The sequence below is a fragment of the Longimicrobiales bacterium genome (assembly GCA_028823235.1).
GTDB lineage: Bacteria > Gemmatimonadota > Gemmatimonadetes > Longimicrobiales > Gaopeijiaceae > UBA2589.
Genome location: JAPKBW010000017.1, coordinates 1 through 21,113 on the forward strand (window position 1 = coordinate 1; position 21,113 = coordinate 21,113).

The window sequence follows — 21,113 nt, forward strand, 5'->3', positions numbered from 1 at the left end:
GGTTTTTATTACCTTCCGAGCTGGCTATAAATACGTCGCGCCAGCGACCATACGTCCGAAAACACGAACTGAGCAGCATGATCATTTTCACAGATCGAGCCCGTGACATGGTGACCTCTTTCCTAGGCGAAGGAGACGACGCCGGCCAGGCTCTGCGTATTCGAGTGTCTGGGGAGAGCACCTCTCCGACCTTCGACCTCACGCTGGTCGACCCCGCCGAGAAGTCCGCCGACGAGAGTGTCGTCGATGCTGATGGCTTCGATGTGTATCTGCGTGAGGGCGACACGACGATGCTCGAAGGTGCGACCGTCGACTATGTAGACCGGGTCAACGAGAGCGGCTTTGAAGTTCGTCCGGCAGACGGCGTCGTGCCACAGGTCACGAATCGGCGAGGAAAGAAAGAGCCCACAGGCGAGATCGCCGAGCGTGTGCGGGAAATCCTGGACGCCCAGGTCAATCCTGCCATCGCATCGCATGGCGGCCTAATTTCGCTGGTCGACGTGAAAGAAACCGAGATCTATGTCGAGATGAGTGGTGGATGTCAGGGGTGCGCGCTTTCGGCGATGACGCTCCGGCAGAGCGTCGAACGAATGTTGCGCGAGGCAGTTCCAGAGTTGACTGCAGTTCACGACATCACGGATCACGCGTCTGGCGAGAATCCGTTCATGTAGGTAGCACCGAGGAGCGCCATGACATCGGGGTAACGTCGTCATGGAAGCGCACTGCCTTCCTGATCGCCTTCGCAGTGTGCACGGTAGGCCCAGTCTCGCAGTTTCTCGCCCAGTCATGCAGTGAGACCTCGTCGGTGGGGCCACCACGGGGGGGGCTCATCGCCGGCGGCGGCGGCGAGCTCGATCTCCAGATCTATCGGCGTTTCGTCGAGTTCGCAGGTGGCGGGACGGCCACATCGTGCTGATACGGTAGTCACGACGGATAGACCGCGATCGAAGAACTCCGAAAGGCTGGACCGGAGCGACTGGAGGTTCTTCACACGCGCTCGTGCTCAGTATCCGACCCGGAGGGTTTCGCTGCCCACTGCAACAGGCCACGGGGGTCTGGTTCTCCGGCGGACAACAGTGGCGACTTGTCCTTGGTGGCGGTGCTCATCGGCCGACCGAGGATGAAGAGCTTGGTCATCTGGATCTGGGTCTCCGGCGGATTCCCATCGGTGACAATCACATTGCCGAGCTTGCCCGGCTCGAGCGTACCAATGTGGTCGCCCAGGCCAAGCATCTCTTGCAGGGTTCCTGGTTCCGGCTTCCAGCGCAGCTTCGACTGAGAGGCCAAACGGGGCCGCAAGCGGCCCCATACTGGAAGGCCCGCGAATCCACGGAATTGGAGGTGGCGAACGCAATGTTCACCCCGGTGGCTATGCAATAGCCCCGGGTTCGCTTAGGCACCCGCCCCGTGATGAGGAAGCTCCAATTCTGCCCCTGCGCTCACTCGACCGCGTTTGGAATGTTGTGTTCGCCGTTCGCCGCAAGCAGCACCGTCGTGCAGCCGCGGTTCCGCCCGTCGTCGAGTCGCTGGTCGCCCGCAGTCATGTCTTCGGCGGCGCACGACCGGCCAACATGTATTCGGGGGCAGTCCTCTACGAATGTCGCCGTGCCTAGTTCATACCTCGTGCCAGGCCCATCGCCTCTGCCAATGCGGCCAAAGTCGGCACCTCGAGATCGGGCCGCGCATCGGACCGGGGCGTAGCGCCGGTGCCAGATCGTCCTGCCCGGCGGTTGACCCAGACGCAGGTGAATCCGAGTTCGGTGGCTGGAAGGATGTCGTGATAGAGGCTCTGCGCCACATGAAGTACCCGTTCTATCGGGAGCCCTAACCTCCGCACAACTTCGTGAAAATGTGCCGGCGCCGGCTTGTAACTCTCCACCTGACTGGCCGTCACCACCTGGTCGAAGTCGGCACCCAACTGCGCAGCCGAACCGGCGAAGAGGTCTGCGTCCACATTGGAGACGATCGCGAGACGGTAGCGCGTGCCGAGTGCGTCGAGGGCCGCAACGGTGTCGGGGAAAGGAGGCCACTGTGAAACCGACTCGGCGAACCGTTCCGCAGCCCTCCCATCAATCTCATGATCAAACTCTGCGGCAAAGCGTCGCGCCACGTCCTTGAGCACTTCGCGATAGTGGCGAAAATCGCCGTGCTCAGCCTCCGGTTCAAAACGCCCATACCGCTCCAGTAGGGCACCTGGTGGCTCTCCTTCAGCTGCCGCCCCCAGAAGATCACCAAGTGCCCGAAGGATCCCGGTCTCCCAGTCAATGAGCGTTCCATAGCAGTCGAAGGTCAACGCGTCGAATGCTTCAAAGTCTATCAATGGAGCCGCTTTAACGAGAGCCACTTCACTTGATGATCAGGATGCGGTTGTTCACCGGGTACAGCCACTCGACACCCCGCTCCGTGATGACAGCATCGTCCTCGAGCGGTACCCGGATCTTGGCGTTGTCCCAGTCGGGGTTCGCCGTATACGCGAACAGTTCAATCGAAATCAGCGTCCCGGGACGCAGCTCATAGGTCATTCGAGTTGGATTGAAGGACGCGAGCGACGGACCAAGTCCATGTCCCCAGTTCCCTACTGAGTGAGGCCCAAGAGCCACGTCGGTTATCGCAGGGTCTTGCGTAGGCTGGTTGAACTCGATTCGGTTGAATCCTTCCGCCTCCAGCGCGACCCATGTCCTTTCGAGCGCCTCTCCCGCGGACGCGGCGGGTCGGATGGTAGCCTTCATAACGTCTCGCACCTCACGTCCACGCTCGAACGCGTGCCGAATTCCAGAAGGCGCCTCTGTCTCATCGTCGCGAAGCACATAAGCGATGCGCTTCATGTCGGTGTAGAAGTCAAGGTACCCGACCCCCCAGTCGAGCATGAGAAGATCCCCACGCTGGATGATTCGGTCGGAGGACGATGCAACGATGCCTTCTGGTCCGGTGACGTAGACCGAGGGCATGTCGAACGACGATTCCAGGCCACGATCCAGCTGTTGGTCAGACATCCACCACGCGACATCTTCGAGCGTCGTCACACCGGGCGTGATCACCTCGTTCGAGAATGCGCGCTCTGCGATCTGGCGACTGATCTCGCCGGCTTGAGCAAACGTCGCGATTTCGAGGGCGGTCCTCGTGGATCGGAAGTCCGACACGAACCTCTCAGCGGACACCAGTCTATCGCCGTACGAGCCAAGCTCCTCAACGAGGTGGTTGTAGGACGTGTGAGAAAGACCGTCTGCCCCTCCGATAGACTCGGCCATGTTCACGCCGATGCGGTCCGGGTCACGCTCTGCCACGTAGGAGGCGAGTTCGCCAGCTCCACCGAAATAGTCGTAGACGTGGCATTGCTCCAGCCGGTATCCGCTCACACCGAGTGCGGCACGCTCGACACGGTCTCCCTGACTGGTGAAAACGTAGTAGGCCCAGTCCCCTACGTAGCCACGGCCCAATGCCTCCCACATCGGATCGAGAAGGCCTTCGCGCATCACCACGATCCACATATCGAGATCATTGTCCTGCATCGCCTGCGGCATGACAAGCTCAAATTTCTCCGATCGGATCTCGCACATGCGCTCCCATCGGGAACGTGCCTCCTGACCCGATACCGCGCTTGGTATTGTGGTGAGGATGGCTGCGGCAATCAGGCCTCGCGAAATCAACGTAGGGCTCATGGCGGTTCAGTTCGTCGGAGTGAACAAGTAGCTCAAGGGAATCTCCGTCGTCGACCATTGCATGGAAAGATCGGATGGCTCGGAAGACACTTTCAACCATCCCCCACCCACTATCAGAGACCGTCGCACGTGACCGTAGCACCGACCGCAGTTCGCGTTTCGGGCATCCTCTTCGCTGTCCCTAGCAGAGCGGGTCACATCACCTATCTCAATGCTCTGTGGCGGCACGCGCTCGGGCCCTAGGTCGCAGGAGACACGAACCCTGCGACGATTCGTCCTGCTCTGCGTCCACGCCGTGTTATCGGTCGAGTGCTGGATCCTTTGGATCGCGTTCGTTCGCAGAGACTCGAGGCACTGCTGGGCCGCGAAACACTCACAGGACGCAACCTGCGCCAAGGCGTTGGCACTGCCGTGTCGTTTGCCGTGATGCTTTCCACCTAGCTCAGTCTGTCAAAACTGATCGACCGATTGTTGCCGGTCTGAGCCAGCAAGAGCCGCGAGTCGTGATAGCTATGCTGTTTTCGGGCGCAAGCACCCTTGACCGAAACCCCGCGTGCGCTCTATTTACTCCGCGCAACGCAAAAGTCGTACGAGAAACAGGAGCTAGAATGTCGGAACACGGTGGCGGCCAGATCCGGGTCACGCTTCGTTGGGTCCAGATTAAGGACAACAAGGAAGCCATGTGGGACGACGAGGGTGAGTTCCGCTTCCGTTCCGTGATCACGACCGCTGGTGAATCGCACGAGATCGAGTTCCCGGAGCAGGGCTACTGGGCGATCTCTGACCACCCGCGCCGGAACAAGGTCGACAAGATAGACAAGGTTCTTTTCGAGGGTCACGCCGGTGACAACTTGGTCGTGGAGTTGTTCGGGTTAGAACTCGACAAATTTACGGCCAACGACCATCTAGCTAACTACCGCCGGGAGTTCACGGGCGAGGCAGCGAGCTGGATCGATCGACACCAGCCGGCCGACGAAGGGTCGGAAGATCCCGAGAACATGGTCGACTGGCGGGTCTGCTACGATATCGAGACCGTCTGACGCCGTAGCCTCCGCATCGAGGCCTCGCCCGAATTGGTTCCGGGCGGGGCCTTTTTTTGTCCATGTCCGATGCAGGACTGTCCCGAAACGCAGTTGTCCCATATCTCGACACTTCGGTGTTTATAGGGTTCCGGGTGGCTAGCGGTCCCGCGCGATCTCCGCCTGAAGTTCCAGCGCCTCCGCCCGAGCTTCGTGCTCCATCGGGGAGGTCGGAGTCATCGCGATCACGTGCTCCAGTTCCGCCTCAGCCAGCTCGGGTCGTTCAGTGTCTAGGAAGACTCGGGCTAGTTGCAGGTGATGATCTGGCACCTCTGGCGCCTTAGACTCAGCGAAGACTAGGTGCCGCTCGGCCTCTTCCCATGAGGCACTCTTCAACGTCGCACCTCCGAGCAGATTCGTCGCCAACCAGCGGGTAACACCCCCCATCCGCCGAATGCCTGCGTGCAGTCGACCCATCATGTAGCGAGCCTCCGCGTGATCCGGATCGAGTTCGAGCACGACCTCTAATTCGTCGTAAAGTGAAGACGCGGCACGGATTTTAGTGAGACCACCTTCTCGATCGGCGCGCATGCCGAGAACCGCTGCAAGAGCGAACCGACGTCCCACGTTGGTCTCATTGTCCACCACCGCATCCCGAGCATGCGTTTCCGCCTCGCGAAGCATCTCCTTCATGGTGTCGTCGTCCTCCGTCACGACGGAGGTCTCCATGAGGACCCACACGGTGTCCGGCACATCCCCGACCACCCAAGCGGGCTTGACCAGCTCTAGCTCTGATGTCTCGGCAGCTGACGGATCGACCCCAAGACGAGCCGTTTCGACAGCAGCGTCGAACCACTCTTGAGCCTGAGCAGGGCTGTGCCCGACTAGGATGAGTCCCAACAGACCGAATATTCGTGTGTGTCTGCTCATGCTTCCCTCTGCGCGGCGGCCCCAGATTTGACTTGTTGTCCTGGGCTAGGATCAGAATCAGGACTCGGCGCCCCTGAATGGGGGGCACAACAACAATAAAGCACAAGGCTATAAAGCACAGTCGGCCCATCGACTCAACAACTACCTGAGCGCGTCTGTCGAACTCATGAAATTCCTCGCTCGTGCGTGCAAACACGATCGTATCGGAGGCTGCACTCAGGATTATCTGACGACCTGAAGGACATCGCGGAACTCGCCGGTGTGGCCTACGCGGGCCTCTCGTAGTCCAAAACTGTGGGGACCTCTGTCATCACTGCCTCGTGTGACCATCTCCGAAGACAACGAACTTACGGGTCGTGAGCTCGTTGGCGCCCATGGGTCCGAACGCGTGCAGCTTCGAGGTCGATATTCCGATTTCTGCCCCGAGCCCAAGCTCGCCGCCGTCCGCGAACCGGGTACTAGCGTTCACCAACACCGTCGACGATTGCACCGCGCCGACAAAGGTCGCAGCACTGTCTTCGTCGTCCGTGACGATGGCCTCCGTATGCGACGATCCGTGCGTGGCGATGTGATCGAGTGCATCCTCCAGGTCGGGAACGATGCGGATCGCGAGAGTGAGATCCAGATATTCGGCGGGCCAATCCTCGGCCGACGCAGTGTGGATCGGGAGATCGGACAGTGCCGCCCTCACGAGTGGGCAGCCTCGAAGCTCCACCCCTTCCGCGATCAGCCGGGCCGAGATCGGACGGAGCACCCGGGGTACAGCGTCCGCGTGGACGAGCAGCGTTTCCAGAGAATTGCATACACCGGGTCGCTGGACCTTGGCATTGGTCACGATCTCGACGGCACGCTTGACCGGCGCGCTCGCGTCGATGAACAGGTGACACACGCCCTTGTAGTGCTGCAGGACGGGGATCCGACTCTTCTCGGTGACTGCACGAATCAGCCCTTCGCCACCGCGCGGAATCACGAGGTCGATCCAGGCTTCCTGGACGAGCAACACATCGATCGCGGCGCGGTCCACGACCGGGATCAGCTGCACCGCGTCGACCGGCAGCTCGGACGCTTCCAGCCCTGTGCGAATCGCAGCCGCGATCGCCCGATTTGAGTGGATCGCCTCCGACCCGCCTCGCAGTACGACCGCGTTTCCGGCCTTCAGGCATAGAACAGCCGCATCCGCGGTCACGTTTGGTCGACTTTCGTAGATCATGGCGACCACGCCCAGCGGAATCCGCATCCGACCCACGCGGAGCCCATTGGGTCGAACGATCTCGTCCTCCACGCCTCCCAGCGGGTCCGGCTGGGCCGCGACTTCGCGGATTGCCGAGGCGAGCTTCTCTACCCCCGCCTCGCCCAACTCCAGTCGATTCCTCATCGCGCCGGTGATTTCGTTCGCATCCGCAGCCGCGAGATCGGCCTCGTTTGAGGCAACGATCTCACCCGACGAAGCCTCGATGGCGTCAGCGATGTCATAGAGGGCCTCGGTGCGACTGGCCGGGGTCGATCGCGCCATCTGCCGAGAGGCATAACGAGCTCCCCTGGCCATTCCTTCAATCAGGTCGGCCATCGGCACCTCAGACGCGGGTGACTGAGGCTCGTCAATCAGGGGCTTAACGCTCATCCTCACTTTCCCTCTTCTCCAGTTAGGACCATCCGGTCCGGCCGCATGACAACATGTCCGTGTTCGACCCCGAGGGTCGTCTTGACCTCCAGCGTGTGTAGGCCCCGAATCCGCTCGACATCCCGATCGTCGAAGCGGACAATGCCCCTGGCGTGCTCGACCCCGTTGCCATCTACCACAGAAACGAGGTCACCTCTACGGAAGCGTCCGCCAACTCCCACGATACCACTCGGAAGCAAACTCGCCCGACGAAGGAGTGCCTGAACGGCACCATCATCAACGATGAGGTAGCCGGTCAGTCCCTTCTGTACGGCCATCCAGTGCCGACGGGCCGGGAGAGGTTTCTCGTCGGCCTCGATCCAGGTTCCGGTCGGCTGGCCACGGACCACAGCCTCGAGTGCTTGGCGGTCGGTTCCCGAGGCGATCACGGTCGGCACCCCGAACCGTCCTGCCAGTTCAGCCGCCTCGAGTTTGGTCACCATTCCGCCGGTAGACTCGAGGGCCCTTTTCTTGAAGCACCGTGCCCTGAGCTCTGCCGAACTCGAAGCATGCTCAATCACATAGGCATCAGGGTCCACCGCCGGGTCGGCGCTAAGCACACCGGGTACATCCGTGAGAAGCGCGAGCAGATCGGCCCCGACGAGCGCCGCCGTCATGGCGGCCAGATTGTCGTTGTCCCCTAGGCCGATCTCGTCGACGCGGACTGTGTCGTTCTCGTTCACGATCGGCACTACGCCAGCTTGAAGCAGAGCCCCGAGTGCACCGCGGGCCGCGTTGTAGCGTTTCCGGTCCGTCAGGCAATCGTTCGTCAAGAGTACCTGAGCGACGTCCCGACCGACCGAGGCGAACACCGCAGCCCACATCGACATAAGACGAGTCTGCCCAACGGCGGCCGCTGCCTGTCGGTCCCGGATCTTCGTAGGGGGGGTTGAGTGCCCCAGTACAGGAAAGCCGGCAGCGACTGCACCACTCGAGACAATCACGACGTCTCGCCCTGGAGCTCTCGCTACGGCCTGGGCGACAGCGTCCATTCGCACAGGATCCAACCGCGTTCCACCACCCGTAAGCAACCGACTGCCGAACTTCAGGACGACCGGTCCGGACTGGTTCACACCCCGGGTATCACACGATTCGGGAGTTTCGGCCACGGCTGTAGATTTATACATGGATAATGAATAATTCATCATCTCAAGCGGGCCAACCCTTTTGGACCCTCGCGCATGCCTTCGAGCACGTGCAAATTCCACGTACTCACTCCTTTCACTTGGATTCAGCTCCTGGTGCATCCACCTCTTGTCGTCCTCGCAGCCGGTCTGTCGACTCGCTACGGCCGATTGAAGCAAATCGCCCCACTCGGCCCCAGGGGCGAAGCGATCATGGACTTCAACGTCCTCGACGCCGCACGGGCGGGCTTCGGTAGCGTCACCTACGTCGTCCGACCCGGTATCCTCGATGACGTACGAAATCACGTCGAAGCGATGATTGGGAACACGTTTCCGACAAACTATGTTTGTCAGGAACTCGACACCCTCCCCGAGGGATTCCGGGCTCCTCCCGACCGGGTCAAGCCGTGGGGTACCGCGCACGCCGTCCTGTGCGCAGCTGCTGAGGTCAACGGGCCGTTCGGCGTGTGCAACGCCGACGACCTTTACGGACCTGGAGCATTTCGCCTGCTGCACGAACAGCTCACCATGGATCCTTCCCAGGCCGAGGCCACACTCGTCGGATACAAGCTCGAAAAGACGCTGTCCGGCGCCGGAGGCGTAGCCCGAGGGATCTGCATGCTCGCTAAGGGAGACGAACTGGAGAGAGTGACCGAGGTCCAGAACATCAAACGTTCCGATGGATGGATCACAGGACGCACGACCGACGGGACGCCAGTCGAACTGACAGGCCAGGAAATGACGTCGATGAATCTGTGGGGCTTCACTGCCCCCGTCATCGAGTTGATGAACAGACAGTTCACACGCTTCTTGGAATATTGGGGATCAGACACGCAGGAAGAGTGCTTTCTCTCTACGAGTGTGAACGCACAGATCGAGATCGAAGCCACGCTCGTGCGTGTCGTCCAAGCTCCGGACACCTGGCTCGGAATTACTCATGCCGCAGACCGCGAGTGGTCTGAGGCAATCCTTCGCGGGCGAGTCGCGTCGGGGGCGTATCCCTCGCGACTCGCAGACGCCCTAGCCTGCCTACGCTGACAACTATGCAACTATCTACCCTGGACTGGATCGTCATCGGCTCTTACGGGCTGCTCGCGGTCAGTGTTGGTCTCTACTTCGCTCGAAGAGCCGGTAGTGAGACGGGAGAATTTTTCCTGGGCGGGCGGAAGATGCCCTGGTGGCTCCTCGGAACGTCAATGGTCGCGACCACGTTCTCCACAGATACACCCAACCTGGTGACAGACCTGGTGCGTACCGGCGGTGTGAGCCAGAACTGGATCTGGTGGGCCATGGCGATCACCGGCATGTGCACTGTCTTCTTCTATGCGAAGCTGTGGCGAAGATCAGGCGTTACCACCGATGTCGGCTTCTACGAGCTCCGCTACTCCGGCAAACCGGCTGCCTTTCTGCGTGGCTTCCGAGCCATATACCTTGGCGTTTTCTTCAACTGCATGATCATGGCGACCGTCACGCTCGCCGCCATCAAGATCGGTGGAGTCGTGCTCGGAGCCTCGAAGTACGAGGTCGTCATCGTGGCCGGCGCCATTACTGCATTGTACTCCGCGACGTCGGGGCTCTGGGGCGTAGTCGTCACGGATCTGCTGCTGTTCGGTATCGCGATGGTCGGGTCGTTCGCAGCTGCGTGGTACGCTCTGGCCCAACCCGAAGTCGGCGGCCTTCAGGGCCTGTTTTCCCATCCTGACGTGGCCGGGAAGCTATCTCTGGTCCCGGATTTCACCGACTGGAAGACCGCTTCGACGGTCTTCATCATTCCGATTGCGGTCCAGTGGTGGAGTGCGTGGTATCCCGGAGCCGAGCCCGGCGGTGGTGGCTATGTCGCCCAGCGCATGCTCGCTGCCAAAGACGAGACACACGCCATGAAGGCGACGCTCTGGTTCAACATCGCCCACTACGCATTGCGGCCATGGCCGTGGATCATCGTCGCGCTCGCCTCGCTGATCGTGTACCCAACCCTCGAGTCGATTCAGGCTGCGTTCCCCTTGGTCGACCCGTCGATCGTACGAAACGACCTCGCCTACCCCGCGATGCTGGTCTTCCTGCCCTCCGGCCTGCTGGGTCTCGTGGTCGCGTCGCTGGCCGCCGCCTACATGTCGACAATCTCGACGCACCTGAACTGGGGTGCTTCGTATGTCGTCGATGACGTGTATCGACGCTTCGTAGCTCCAAACGAGGATGAGGCCCGTTACATCTTGGTCGGCCGCATTGCCACGGTCGCGCTCATAACGATGGCCGGCACGATATCGCTTTTCCTGGAAAACGCCTTCCAGGCGTTTCAGATTCTGCTTCAGGTTGGAGCCGGTACCGGGCTGGTCTTCCTTCTCCGCTGGTTCTGGTGGCGCATCAACGCGTGGAGCGAGTTCGCCGCCATGGTCATTTCCTTCGCAATGGCGCTCTACTTCCAGTTCGCACACGAGGCTCTTGGCTTCACGGCGCTCGACCCTGCTGTCCAGCTCGTCGTGGGTGTCTTCGTCACGTCCGTGGGCTGGATCACGGTCACTTTCCTGACGCCGCCGGCAGATCCAGAGACGCTCCGTTCATTCCACACCCTGATTCAGCCGATGGGTAATGGATGGAAGGGAGCAGGCCTCGAGCTTTCGGAGACGGAAGACCAGGACAGCCCGGCTGCAGCATTCCTCGCTTGGTTCCTCGGTTGCACCGTCGTCTACGGGGGCGTCCTCGGTACCGGGTATGCGCTCTACGGGCAGGTCATGCTGGCGGGTGTGTGCCTCGGGGCAGCGGCCATCGCCTCGGGCGCCCTTCTAAAGACCCTTCCACGCGTGGGCCTGCGCTGAAACAGAGAGAAGCGGCGTTAGCTGCGCGGCGTGACCCACCAGTAGCGGAACGCGATTGGCCAAAGCTTCGCCAAGAGCGCGACGAAGAAGATCAGCGAAATGAAGCCAGTCGACGCAAAGAGGATTCCGTTCCAAGCCGATAGCCACGCCGGCGGAACGTAGACCTCGCCAGGGGCGAATCCCGCACGGGAGATTCCAGTGATCGTGCCGGAGACGTGCAGCCATCCAACCAGAGCGGCCACGGAAAGATTTAGCCCCAGTACGATGCGGCGCATCCCCGGGGTATGAAGCACTTCAGAGGCGCCTGCACCCTCACGCGCACCCAGGTGCTCTCCAAGGATCCAGATAACCGCACCCAGCAGCACCATCGTGTCGATGCCGATAGTGGCGCCCATCGCATGCCCAGTAACCGCATACGTCCCGTGAATAATCGCGTTGAGGGGCGGAATTGAAATCAGAACCGCAGACAGGAGAATGAACACCGACCAGTATTTCGATGCGGCGAAAAAGCCTCGCGCGGCGCAGAACTCCGACTGATCCGTAGTGCGCACGAGCTTCCACAGGTCGTAACTGGCCCGACAGAGAATCAAGATCTCCATCGTGCTCACCACGAACGAGATCCACTTCACCAGGTGATCCTGGGGCAAGTGATAGGAGTGGTGTGCAAAGTTAGTAAAGGAGTTCAGCAGGCCGATCGAAAAGAGCCCGTAGGCAACCTTGGAATGCCCGTAGGCAGGGTCCCGGCTGATTCGCTCACCGATGTAGATGATCGACCCGTATACGAACAAGTTGAACGAGCCCACCAGCGTGCCCGTGGCCTTCCACTGAACCTGCATGTCCTGGAGAGGATCAGAAAAGATTCCGGGAAGCAGATACAGGTGCTGCTCAACAAACGTGACCATGAAGAACAGCATGCCCACACCCCACATCGTGAGGTAGAGCGGCCGCTCGAAGAAATTGGGACCCGCGATCCTGAAGAAATTCCAGGCATAGCAGATCCAACCGACCATGATCAAGACACTGAACACGGGGTGAAAGCCCACGTACTCGCGACCTGATCCGACGCCAAGAGTCAGTGTTACCAGAATGCCGAGTCCCGCAATTACCCACGAGATGATCTGAACCCGCATCCGCATCCGGTCGCCCCAGGTCGGCGTACCGCCGTAGTCCTGTAGCCAACGATGCACGACAGCAATGCCACCCAGGAAGATCCAAGCTGACGCGAACGTCGTATGCAACGGCCGAAGCTGCCTCAGATCCAACCCCATCGACTGAAACGCGGGGGCGAGCGAAGGGACAGAGTAGAGAGCGCCCAGGATCCCTCCCACGATCGTAACCCCGATCGCGATCAGTCCGCCGCGAATGAAAAGCAGCGTCGCCAGTTGGCGCGCCGGATCACCCTCTTCGAAGGGAAGCCAGAAGCCTCCGGTTGCCTGGCGGTTCGTCATCGAAACTCCCACCAGTCGAGCCGAGACCAGTCCACGCTACGCTGGCTCATTCTCTGATCCGTCTCACTCTCGAGCGCCACTCGGTTTTCATTCAGCCAATGGAACCAGGCAATCAGGTCAGTCCTCTGATTTTCGGAAAAATCTGGAATCGGCGGTGGCATCCCGAGCGCAGGACGGCCGTCGGTAAGAACCGTTCTCAGCTCTTCGTCGGAGACACGCTCAACCGCGGTAGAGAGATCCGGGGCGCCGACAATAGATCGCTGAAAGGGGAAATGGCAGGTTGAGCAGATACCACTGCGAAACGTCTCGAAGCCGGCCCCCGCTGCCCCCGCCGGCGCCAGCGTCGCGACCGCATTCTCGAAAGCCGCCTGCGGTGTCGTCCCCGAATCCGGGTCACCCAGGCGCAGCTGCCCGCGCCCGAGATCCGGTCGGTCGATTTCCTCAAGAAACGCGCGGAGGTGTCCAATCTGTTCGGGCGAATAGTTGAAGGCAGGCATCTGTCCGCTACCCACGGTCAGCAAAGAAACGAGCCGCGTCTCATCGAGGCGGCTCGCTGCATTTGTCAAATCAGGACCCAGGAATCCCCCCTGTCCCCAAAGCTGATGACAGACCTGACAGGAGCCGTCGTGGAAGAGTTTTCGCCCCTCGACCGCATCCTCAGACAGGGTCAGATCAACGCTGTCCGAATAGACCAGCCCCGTCTGGATCGCGAAACACACGACCAGAACGGAGAGCATGACCTTTTTCGTGAACGGCTGGAACATGGAGCAGAGGCAGAGAGAGTCGGCCGCGAGAAGACGGGCACGGAGGACTGAAGATTAGTTTTGGGAAAGTCCAGTCAAGTCGCAGACGCGAGATCGCATCTTCTTCAGCCGTCGATCGGACCGAATGACGCCCCTGGACTTGGAACTGCAACGAAGAGCCGATCGTCGATGCGGTCGGCCATATTCCGTGGTTCGAAGTACTCCGAGGCCAGCGTCTCAAGCACTCCCTCGACGGTCCGTCGGTCCGCGAGGGCGACAATACAACCACCGAAACCAGCACCCGTCAGACGAGCCCCGGCTGCGCCACCCTCGCGGGCGACCGCTACGAGTTCATCTAGCTCCGTAGAACTCACCGAGTAGTCGGTGCGCAGGGAGGCATGCGAGGCGTCCATAAGCGCGCCGAAACCGGTCACATCGGCAGAGTAAAGCCGATCGACGGCCTCCTCTACCCGGTCCGCTTCCGTCACGACATGGCGGAATCTGCGCAGCAAGTCGCCTTTCAATGCCTGTTCTCCCACGTCGACCAGTGTCTCGACATCGAGAGCGGCTAGAAGATCGGGGTACGAGCTCGCGAATTTCTCGGTGATGTGATTGGTAGCAGCATAGTCGGCCACCTTCCGCAGGGCCTCCTCACACTCACTGCGGCGTAGGTTGTACGCGACCATCGCAGCGCCCGACTTCTCCGCTCGAACCCCGGTGTCCGCGACGATGAAACACCAGTCTTCCGGGACGGCAACGTGCTTCAGTCGAACCGGGTTGAAGGTGATCTTCGCCGCGCATCGATCGCGCGCGCCAAGAGAGATGGCCTGGTCCATCCCACCTCCACGAGTACCGACATACTGCTCCGCGTGGGCCATAATCGCCGCGAAGTTGCCAACGGCGGCAGGCACCTGATTGAGGTGCCCGAGCGCGAGGCCTACCGCGTTCACGACCGCAGATGAAGACGACAGGCCTGCCGCAGGGGGAATATCCGACGATACGACCCCTTCGAATCCTCGCCAGATCGCGAATCGGCGTGCCAGTTCGCTGGCCGGAGCCTTCGCGTAGTTCCCCCATGAGCCCTGCACGTAGGGTGGAATCGAAGGCTCAATTTCGAACTCGACGGAGGGGAAGGCCGGGTTCGTATTGTGGACCACGACCAAACCGTCCTCGCGAGGGCGGAGCGCGATACGCACCTCGCGCTGGAGAGCCATCGGAAAGACCGGCAGGTCGTTGTAGTCCGTGTGTTCGCCGATAAGGTTTACCCGCCCCGGTGCACGGGACAGGTGAGTAGCTGACTCACCGAAGATCGACTCGAACGCCGCTTCGGCAGTCGGCCCGAAGGAAGAAGACACGTCCGCTAAGACGCGACCGCTGCACCGAGAAACTCCAGCGAGGGCCACTGCGCCCAGCGCCCCCTGGTAAAGTCAGGAACGTCCACGGGCCGTGACCGGTTGGCCACGGACCACTCGGTCAACGGGCAGATTACCGAGAGCATCGCGGCGTCGTAGACGTTCATATCGGTTGGCTTCCCTTCGCGGAGGGCCTTCACGAGCTGATAGTCCTCAATAAAGTCCATGCCACCATGACCGGCTCCGGCGGAGCGTTCCTCGAGTTGCTTCCAGATCGGATGGTCGAACTCGTCCCGTCGATCCATCCAGTCCTCCCAGCGATGGTCGGGACTCATGCCCTCCACATGTACCCGATGCGGGTAGCCCTGGAAAATTCCGCGAGTGCCCTGGACAGTGTGAAGTCGGGAGTAAGGCCGCGGGAGATTCGTGTCGTGGGTCACATAGATCGTCTTGCCGCTGACGGTCTTGATCATCGTCGTGTTCACGTCGCCCTGCACATAGCGCTCGCGCAGCTTCGGGTCGCCATCCGGATAGTGCTCTTCCGCCCAGTTCTCCAGACCCCGCGCCGGTGTACTCATTGAAACCAGGTAGTCGAGCTGGTCTCCTCGATTGATCTCGAGCACGTTCGCAACCGGACCGAGCCCGTGCGTCGGGTAGAAATTTCCGTCCCGAACCATGGCGTGAGCACGACGCCACAGCCCCTCGTCGCGGTCCTCGAACTTGATTGCGCGCAGGTCGTGATTGTAGCCGCACTCGGCGTGCAGGATCTCACCGAACAGACCTTGCCGGGCCATGTTGAAGACCATCATCTCCGGACGGTCGTAGTTGCAGTTCTCCATCATGACGCAGTGTTTTTCATACTTCTCTGCATACTCGACGAGCTTCCAGCAGTCCTCGACCGTATAAGCCGCCGGGACCTCGGTCGCCGCATGCTTGCCGTTCTCCATGGCGGCCACGCAGACCGGCACGTGCCATTCCCAAGGAGTGGCGGTGAATACCAGGTCGACGTCCTCTTCCGCGCACAGACGCTCGAAATCTGTCTCGTTCCGCGTGTACAGGGTCGGACGCGGTCGACCATCGGCCTCTACCCATCCGGCGACCTCTTCGGCGCGCGCTGCGTTGACGTCACAAAGCGCGACGATCTCCACACCGGCGAGGGCCAGAAAATTCTTGACGTGCGAGCCACCCTGGAGTCCGACGCCCACAAAACCGACTCGCACCACATCCAGTGCGGGAGCCGCGAACGGTGTCGCTGGCGCGGGGCCGAGTGCCGGTCTCTCCTGAAGGCGCTGGATCTCCTCCGCCGTGAGGGGAGCGAGCCCACCCGTCAAACCGAGACCGACCCCTGCGGCACCGAGGCGCAGCAGGTCACGGCGGTCGATCGATCGATTCGATTCTGTGTGGTCAGTCATCTGTTCCTCGTGGGATTCTCCGGAACCCGGAACGTGCGCGTCGCAGTCCTCCTGCTCAAGGGCCACCCGTTTCTCATTTGCGCACCCGCCAGTGCCTCCGCCAATTGAGGGGTCTTCTCTTGTGACTGGAGTCAAACCCGTGCGCTCGATACTTCGCCGCTTCGTATCCGTCACCCTGTTCTCAGCAGTGCTCGCGATCCCGGGCACCGGCCAGGAGCTCCCCAGAACGACTCCAGAGGCCGTAGGCATGTCATCGCAACGTCTCGACCGGCTTACCAATGCCCTGGACGGCTACGTAGCGGACGGGAAGCTACCCGGCGCAGTCGCCATGGTCCTGCGGGACGGTAAGGTTGCTTACTCATCGGCTGTGGGATATCAGGACCGGGAAGCAGGGATTCCGATGCGGGATGACGCGATCTTTCGCATCGCTTCCCAGACCAAGGCACTCATCAGCGTCGGGATCATGATGCTTCAGGAAGACGGCCGACTCCTGATTTCTGATCCCGTCGCGAAGTATCTCCCTGCGTTCGGTATTACGACCGTTGCCGCAGCTCGCGACGGGGGTGGTTATGACGTAGTCGATGCCAATCGCTCGATCACTCTGCGAGACCTTCTGACGCATACGGCCGGCATCGGTTATGGGAGTGGTCCGGGTGGCGACCAATGGGACCAAGCGGGGATTACCGGATGGTATTTCGGGCATCGCGACGAAGCCGTCCGTCAGACAATCGACCGCATGGCCTCACTCCCCTTCCCCGCCCAGCCTGGGGAACAGTTCGTTTATGGATACAACACCGACATCCTAGGGGCCGTGATCGAGGTCGCATCGGGACAGACGCTGGATGCGTTCGTCCAGGATCGCATTCTCGGACCGCTCGACATGCGCGACACGCACTTCTACTTGCCCCCGTCCAAAGAGAGTCGTCTTGCCGCGGTCTACAACCTCGGAGATGGCCTGAAGCGGGCTCCGGACGGTTCGGGTATGCAGACCCAGGGGCAGTACGTCGAGGGACCGCGGGCCAGCTTCTCCGGCGGAGCGGGACTCCTCTCCACCGCACGTGACTACGGACGATTTCTCCAGATGATGCTTGATGGCGGTGCTCTGGAAGGAACCCAGCTGCTTTCGCCGGCGACCGTGGGCCTGATGACGAGAAACCATATCGGTAATATCTCGGTCGGCGCCGGAATGGGTTTCGGACTGGGATTCTCCATCAGAATGGATGTCGGCCGAGCAGGCGAGCCTGGTTCGATGGGCGAGTTTGGATGGGGTGGCGCCTACCACTCGACCTACTGGGTCGATCCGGTTGAAGACCTCGTCGTGGTGTACTTCACGCAGGTCATCCCCGCTCCCGGACTCGATGATCATGCGAGGCTCCGCGCCCTGGTCTATGGGGCGATCGTCGAGAGTGCGGCCGGGTCCGGGCCGCATTGAAGTCACTTGTTATTCCCCGGTGACCGGTCGAATCTGAGCCCAGAGACTCCTACGCGAAGCGCACACCCGTTGTCTGGGGTTCGCTGTGATACTCGATGACTCCGGCATGCGGCGTAGTGACGCACTCCGCGCCATAATGGGATTCGCCAAGGCGATCGTCGCTGACGGTGACGTCTCTGAAGGCGAGGCGAAGGGTTTTCAGCCCTGGATCGATGCCCACGAGGACGTGCGAGGGCTACCCGCGGTGGACTAGATCGTCGGGATCCTCACAAACTTCTTTGCCGACGGAGAACTCTCCGAGTCAGAAAAAGCTCAGTTGATCAAGGTCTTGGAGGATTTCAGAGGCTGACGTAAGCTTGCTCAAGCCAGCGGCTTCGGTCACCCGCAAATGGCTCCGGCCCTCCCGGATCGCATTGAGGTACTCGAAAGGGCAGTAGTGGTTGTGGAAGCCGATAACCATGGAATTCCACGGTCCCAGTCCTGCCGCTGCACACCTGGTGCGGTGTGAATTCAGTGGTCAGGATCCCTGGAAATAGACGTCTTGGTATACATAGCCAGTTGGTGTCCATCGATTGAAACTCAGGGGTTGCCCCTCACCTTCTCCCGCGACATCCTCCTCCCCCGTGACTGCACACAGGGAAGGATCTCAGGGGGGCGAACCCACGTTCGCCCGCAACCTCGGCCTCTTCGACGCCACCATGATCGGTGTCGGCGCTATGATCGGTGCTGGCATCTTCGTGCTTACAGGTATCGCGGCTGGTGAGTCAGGACCCGCTTCGATTCTGGCGTTTGCGCTCAACGGCGCCGTGACTCTACTCACCGCGTTCGCATACGCGGAACTCGCGGCGGCGATCCCAGAAGCTGGCGGTGGCTATGCCTTCGTGCGGCGCGCCTTTCCCGGCGCGGTGGGCTTCACCGCCGGATGGATGCTCTGGTTCGCTTATACCGTCGCCTGTTCGCTGTATGCACTGGGCTTCGCCGGCTATTTCTGGGAATTCTTCATCAAGTACACGCCTGGCATTCCAGAGGTCGTGTTCTCGATCGTGGGAGAGCATGGTGCCGGGCTCGTCGTGACGTTCGTTGTGGGAGCACTCTTCGTGCGCCTCAACGCCCGCGGTACCGCGGTTGTGGGTATGGCCGAGAACGTTCTGACGGTCGCGAAGCTCATCATTCTGGCCGTCTTCATCGGCTACGGACTGAGAGCACTTGGGATGGCACCCGAGGGCCAGGTACAGGAGGCGTTCAATCCGTTCTTCCCCCGAGGCTTCGGGGGAGTCTTCGTCGCCATGGGTCTCACCTTCATCGCATTCGAAGGATACGATCTGATCGCCACGGTGGCGGAGGAGATCAAGGAGCCGGAAAAGAACATCCCGAAGGCGACGTTCATCTCGCTCGCCGTAACGATGGTCATGTACCTGCTGATCTTGTTCGTGTCACTCGCCGCGGTTCAGCCACCGAGTGGAGAACCCGCATGGCAGTTCCTCGGCAACTATGGTGAGACGGCCATCGTACGAGCCGCCGAGAGCTTCATGCCAGCCTTCGGGGTCGCCGTGATCGTCTTTGGTGGGCTGCTCTCCACGATGTCGGCGCTGAACGCCACGATTCTCGCTTCCTCACGGGTGGCCTTCTCTATGGGGCGGGATGGCTGGCTACCCGCCGCGACAGCCCGGATTCACCCCGAGCGCCGCACACCGCATGTGGCCATCTACGCAACCGGCGTCATCCTGATCGTGATGGCCCTGACGCTGCCCATCGAGGCGATCGGCTCCGCAGCGAGTCTGATTTTCTTGCTCACGTTCGCCATGGTGAATCTGTCAGTTATCGTGTTGCGCCGGAAAGCACCTGAGTTGCCTCGCCTGTACCGGGTACCGTTTTACCCGTTCGTGCCGATTCTAGGCATCGTGCTGAACGTCTTTCTCGCAGTCTACCAGTTCACGTTTCAGCCCTTGGCGTGGTACGTGACGATCGGTTGGGTCGCACTCGGGCTCGGGCTCTACTACGGCTACTTCAAGGGCGCGGCCGCAGAGCATGCACCGCAGGTTCTGGACCGCCCAGTCCCACCCCGTGTGGTCACAGAGAACACTGTGGTCGTTCCGCTGCACAATCCTGACCACGTGGCGGTCCTGCTCGACTACGCGAAGCCGATCGCCGAGGCCCGGGCGAAGGCACTCCTCGCGTACTCGGTGGTCGAGGTTCCGCGCCAACTCCCCATCCATGAGGGGCTCCGTTTCACACAGCATCGTGAAGGGCTGATCAAGGCCGCCCGAGAGCACGCCACCCAGGGGCAGATGACCCTGGAGACCGACCTGGTTATCGCTCACCACGCCACCGACGGAATCCTCTCCGGTGCGAAGCGTTATCGGGCAGACTGTCTGGTCATGGGCTGGAAAGGCCATACCGACACGAGAGACCGAATCTTCGGTGAGGTCGCGGATCAGGTGATCCGGCACGCGCCGTGCGATCTGGCGTTGCTCAAAATCGAAGGAACGGAGCTTCCGAAGCGATGCCTGTTCCCTACGGCAGGAGGTCCTCATGCGCGGCTCGCCGCCGAGATGCTCAACGTCCTGGCACCCGCGTTCGGGATGGAGGTCACAGCCTGCTACGTGGTGCCCCCGGGGGCCACCGCCAAGACGCGCCGCGAAGCGGACAACTGGATCTCCAAGACCCTCGAAGCGATGGAGGTGACGGCACCCGTCGAGCGCAAACTGATCGAGTCGACCTCGATCGCAGGTGGCATCGCCAAGGAAAGTGCTGACTATGATCTCGTCGTCCTTGGTGCGGCCCGCGAACCATTCCTCAGCCAGGTGATGTTCGGAGAGATTCCGGAGAAAGTTGCCCGTTTCTCACCTGCTTCGGTGCTGGTGGTCAAACGGTACGACGGACACGTACGATCCCTCATGCGTCGGGCCTTCGGCTAACCCCGGCTCTCCGGCAACGTCAGGTGGTCGGCAGCACCTTGGCATACCCCGCCCCACATCGGACCGGCGAGAACAAGACCCAGACCGATGAGGCTGTCCCAATGAAGGTGGACGTCCCGATGATAGTGCCCACGACCAGCGCTGTGGCGTGAGGTAAGCCGACCGCGCGATTGAGTTCAGCACGGCTCATCGGAGACGGATCACCCTGCTTAAATCACTCCATCTCGGATGACGCACACGTCCGTGCCCGACGGCTCAATCGTCGAGAAGCTTCGGAGGCTCCTTGGTGTCTTTCACGCCAAGTGCGACGCCGGTACCGACCCCTGCCCCGATCGCGATCGCGATCGGAGCTCCCATCAGGGCTTCGACAAACGGCACAGAACCGATGAGTCCAACCACCGGTGCCGCGACGACGGCGGCTCCGACACCTGCCCATAGACCCAGGGCCGGTTTTTCGACGATCGATGTGTAGCGGAGCTTCTGACCAACGAACTTCCGCGACTTGATGTGCCCGTACACGCCGACGACTCCGGCAGCGATCAATCCAAACATGAAATCCCCCGAGTTGATGCCTTGCATTCCATAGTAGAGGTCTGACCTCAC

18 protein-coding genes are annotated in these 21,113 nt (G+C 61.1%); 7 read left to right on the forward strand and 11 right to left on the reverse strand.

From position 1 onward, the window contains the following. Positions 1 to 77: 77 nt before the first annotated feature. Complete coding sequence (locus OSA81_10330) at positions 78 to 671, forward strand: NifU family protein (protein ID MDE0899403.1); 594 nt, start codon at positions 78 to 80, stop codon at positions 669 to 671. A gap of 316 nt (positions 672 to 987) precedes the next feature. Here OSA81_10330 and OSA81_10335 read toward each other — a convergent pair whose 3' ends face one another. The 3 genes from OSA81_10335 to OSA81_10345 all read right to left on the reverse strand — a co-directional run bounded on the left by OSA81_10335 (position 988) and on the right by OSA81_10345 (position 3,557). After that, complete coding sequence (locus OSA81_10335; protein MDE0899404.1) at positions 988 to 1,233, reverse strand: hypothetical protein; 246 nt, start codon at positions 1,231 to 1,233, stop codon at positions 988 to 990. Positions 1,234 to 1,609: 376 nt separating this feature from the next. Then, positions 1,610 to 2,344, reverse strand: a complete 735-nt coding sequence (locus OSA81_10340; GenBank protein ID MDE0899405.1) for a haloacid dehalogenase type II — start codon at positions 2,342 to 2,344, stop codon at positions 1,610 to 1,612. A 1-nt stretch (position 2,345) separates the two neighbouring features. Further along, positions 2,346 to 3,557 carry a M24 family metallopeptidase gene (locus tag OSA81_10345; GenBank protein ID MDE0899406.1) on the reverse strand — a complete coding sequence of 404 codons (1,212 nt, stop codon included), beginning with the start codon at positions 3,555 to 3,557 and terminating at the stop codon, positions 2,346 to 2,348. 710 nt (positions 3,558 to 4,267) lie between these two features. On the opposite strand from OSA81_10345, the gene OSA81_10350 reads away from it, so the two are divergent. Further along, complete coding sequence (locus OSA81_10350; protein MDE0899407.1) at positions 4,268 to 4,699, forward strand: hypothetical protein; 432 nt, start codon at positions 4,268 to 4,270, stop codon at positions 4,697 to 4,699. Between the two features lie 138 nt (positions 4,700 to 4,837). Here the strand turns inward: OSA81_10350 and OSA81_10355 are convergent, their stop codons facing one another. The 3 genes from OSA81_10355 to proB all read right to left on the reverse strand — a co-directional run bounded on the left by OSA81_10355 (position 4,838) and on the right by proB (position 8,341). After that, a complete protein-coding gene (locus tag OSA81_10355) occupies positions 4,838 to 5,608 on the reverse strand; it encodes a hypothetical protein (protein ID MDE0899408.1) in 771 nt (256 codons plus the stop codon). Between the two features lie 310 nt (positions 5,609 to 5,918). After that, complete coding sequence (locus OSA81_10360) at positions 5,919 to 7,229, reverse strand: glutamate-5-semialdehyde dehydrogenase (protein MDE0899409.1); 1,311 nt, start codon at positions 7,227 to 7,229, stop codon at positions 5,919 to 5,921. 2 nt (positions 7,230 to 7,231) lie between these two features. Further along, on the reverse strand, positions 7,232 to 8,341 hold the full coding sequence (gene proB, locus OSA81_10365) for a glutamate 5-kinase (GenBank protein ID MDE0899410.1): 1,110 nt from the start codon (positions 8,339 to 8,341) through the stop codon (positions 7,232 to 7,234). 168 nt (positions 8,342 to 8,509) lie between these two features. Between proB and OSA81_10370 the strand changes: the two genes are divergently transcribed. Both OSA81_10370 and OSA81_10375 read left to right on the forward strand, forming a co-directional pair. Then, entirely contained in the window at positions 8,510 to 9,430 is a 921-nt protein-coding gene (locus OSA81_10370; GenBank protein MDE0899411.1) for a hypothetical protein, read from the forward strand. Positions 9,431 to 9,435: 5 nt separating this feature from the next. Beyond that, positions 9,436 to 11,205: a Na+:solute symporter gene (locus OSA81_10375; protein MDE0899412.1), complete on the forward strand. Its 1,770-nt coding sequence runs from the start codon at positions 9,436 to 9,438 to the stop codon at positions 11,203 to 11,205. Positions 11,206 to 11,222: 17 nt separating this feature from the next. Here OSA81_10375 and OSA81_10380 read toward each other — a convergent pair whose 3' ends face one another. The 4 genes from OSA81_10380 to OSA81_10395 all read right to left on the reverse strand — a co-directional run bounded on the left by OSA81_10380 (position 11,223) and on the right by OSA81_10395 (position 16,160). Next, complete coding sequence (locus OSA81_10380; protein ID MDE0899413.1) at positions 11,223 to 12,653, reverse strand: cbb3-type cytochrome c oxidase subunit I; 1,431 nt, start codon at positions 12,651 to 12,653, stop codon at positions 11,223 to 11,225. Continuing rightward, on the reverse strand, positions 12,650 to 13,390 hold the full coding sequence (locus tag OSA81_10385; protein ID MDE0899414.1) for a cytochrome c: 741 nt from the start codon (positions 13,388 to 13,390) through the stop codon (positions 12,650 to 12,652). The genes OSA81_10380 and OSA81_10385 overlap by 4 nt, the downstream gene beginning before the upstream one ends. A 131-nt stretch (positions 13,391 to 13,521) precedes the next feature. After that, positions 13,522 to 14,751: a galactokinase gene (gene galK / locus OSA81_10390; protein MDE0899415.1), complete on the reverse strand. Its 1,230-nt coding sequence runs from the start codon at positions 14,749 to 14,751 to the stop codon at positions 13,522 to 13,524. 5 nt (positions 14,752 to 14,756) lie between these two features. Continuing rightward, positions 14,757 to 16,160: a Gfo/Idh/MocA family oxidoreductase gene (locus OSA81_10395; GenBank protein ID MDE0899416.1), complete on the reverse strand. Its 1,404-nt coding sequence runs from the start codon at positions 16,158 to 16,160 to the stop codon at positions 14,757 to 14,759. A gap of 139 nt (positions 16,161 to 16,299) precedes the next feature. Between OSA81_10395 and OSA81_10400 the strand changes: the two genes are divergently transcribed. The 3 genes from OSA81_10400 to OSA81_10410 all read left to right on the forward strand — a co-directional run bounded on the left by OSA81_10400 (position 16,300) and on the right by OSA81_10410 (position 20,510). After that, positions 16,300 to 17,592: a serine hydrolase gene (locus tag OSA81_10400; GenBank protein ID MDE0899417.1), complete on the forward strand. Its 1,293-nt coding sequence runs from the start codon at positions 16,300 to 16,302 to the stop codon at positions 17,590 to 17,592. A gap of 106 nt (positions 17,593 to 17,698) precedes the next feature. Then, positions 17,699 to 17,845, forward strand: coding sequence for a hypothetical protein (locus tag OSA81_10405; protein ID MDE0899418.1), 147 nt, complete (start codon positions 17,699 to 17,701; stop codon positions 17,843 to 17,845). A 370-nt stretch (positions 17,846 to 18,215) separates the two neighbouring features. Continuing rightward, positions 18,216 to 20,510: an amino acid permease gene (locus tag OSA81_10410; protein MDE0899419.1), complete on the forward strand. Its 2,295-nt coding sequence runs from the start codon at positions 18,216 to 18,218 to the stop codon at positions 20,508 to 20,510. 255 nt (positions 20,511 to 20,765) lie between these two features. Here OSA81_10410 and OSA81_10415 read toward each other — a convergent pair whose 3' ends face one another. Next, entirely contained in the window at positions 20,766 to 21,113 is a 348-nt protein-coding gene (locus OSA81_10415; protein MDE0899420.1) for a hypothetical protein, read from the reverse strand.

Excerpts from the sequence above, each read along its gene's own strand:
- OSA81_10330 (MDE0899403.1), top strand. The coding sequence starts at position 78 with ATGATCATTTTCACAGATCGAGCCCGTGACATGGTGACCTCTTTCCTA.
- OSA81_10335 (MDE0899404.1), bottom strand. The coding sequence starts at position 1,233 with ATGCTTGGCCTGGGCGACCACATTGGTACGCTCGAGCCGGGCAAGCTC.
- OSA81_10345 (MDE0899406.1), bottom strand. The coding sequence starts at position 3,557 with ATGTGCGAGATCCGATCGGAGAAATTTGAGCTTGTCATGCCGCAGGCG.
- OSA81_10350 (MDE0899407.1), top strand. The coding sequence starts at position 4,268 with ATGTCGGAACACGGTGGCGGCCAGATCCGGGTCACGCTTCGTTGGGTC.
- OSA81_10355 (MDE0899408.1), bottom strand. The coding sequence starts at position 5,608 with ATGAGCAGACACACACGAATATTCGGTCTGTTGGGACTCATCCTAGTC.
- OSA81_10360 (MDE0899409.1), bottom strand. The coding sequence starts at position 7,229 with ATGAGCGTTAAGCCCCTGATTGACGAGCCTCAGTCACCCGCGTCTGAG.
- OSA81_10375 (MDE0899412.1), top strand. The coding sequence starts at position 9,436 with ATGCAACTATCTACCCTGGACTGGATCGTCATCGGCTCTTACGGGCTG.
- OSA81_10380 (MDE0899413.1), bottom strand. The coding sequence starts at position 12,653 with ATGACGAACCGCCAGGCAACCGGAGGCTTCTGGCTTCCCTTCGAAGAG.
- OSA81_10385 (MDE0899414.1), bottom strand. The coding sequence starts at position 13,390 with ATGCTCTCCGTTCTGGTCGTGTGTTTCGCGATCCAGACGGGGCTGGTC.
- OSA81_10395 (MDE0899416.1), bottom strand. The coding sequence starts at position 16,160 with ATGACTGACCACACAGAATCGAATCGATCGATCGACCGCCGTGACCTG.
- OSA81_10405 (MDE0899418.1), top strand. The coding sequence starts at position 17,699 with ATGCGGCGTAGTGACGCACTCCGCGCCATAATGGGATTCGCCAAGGCG.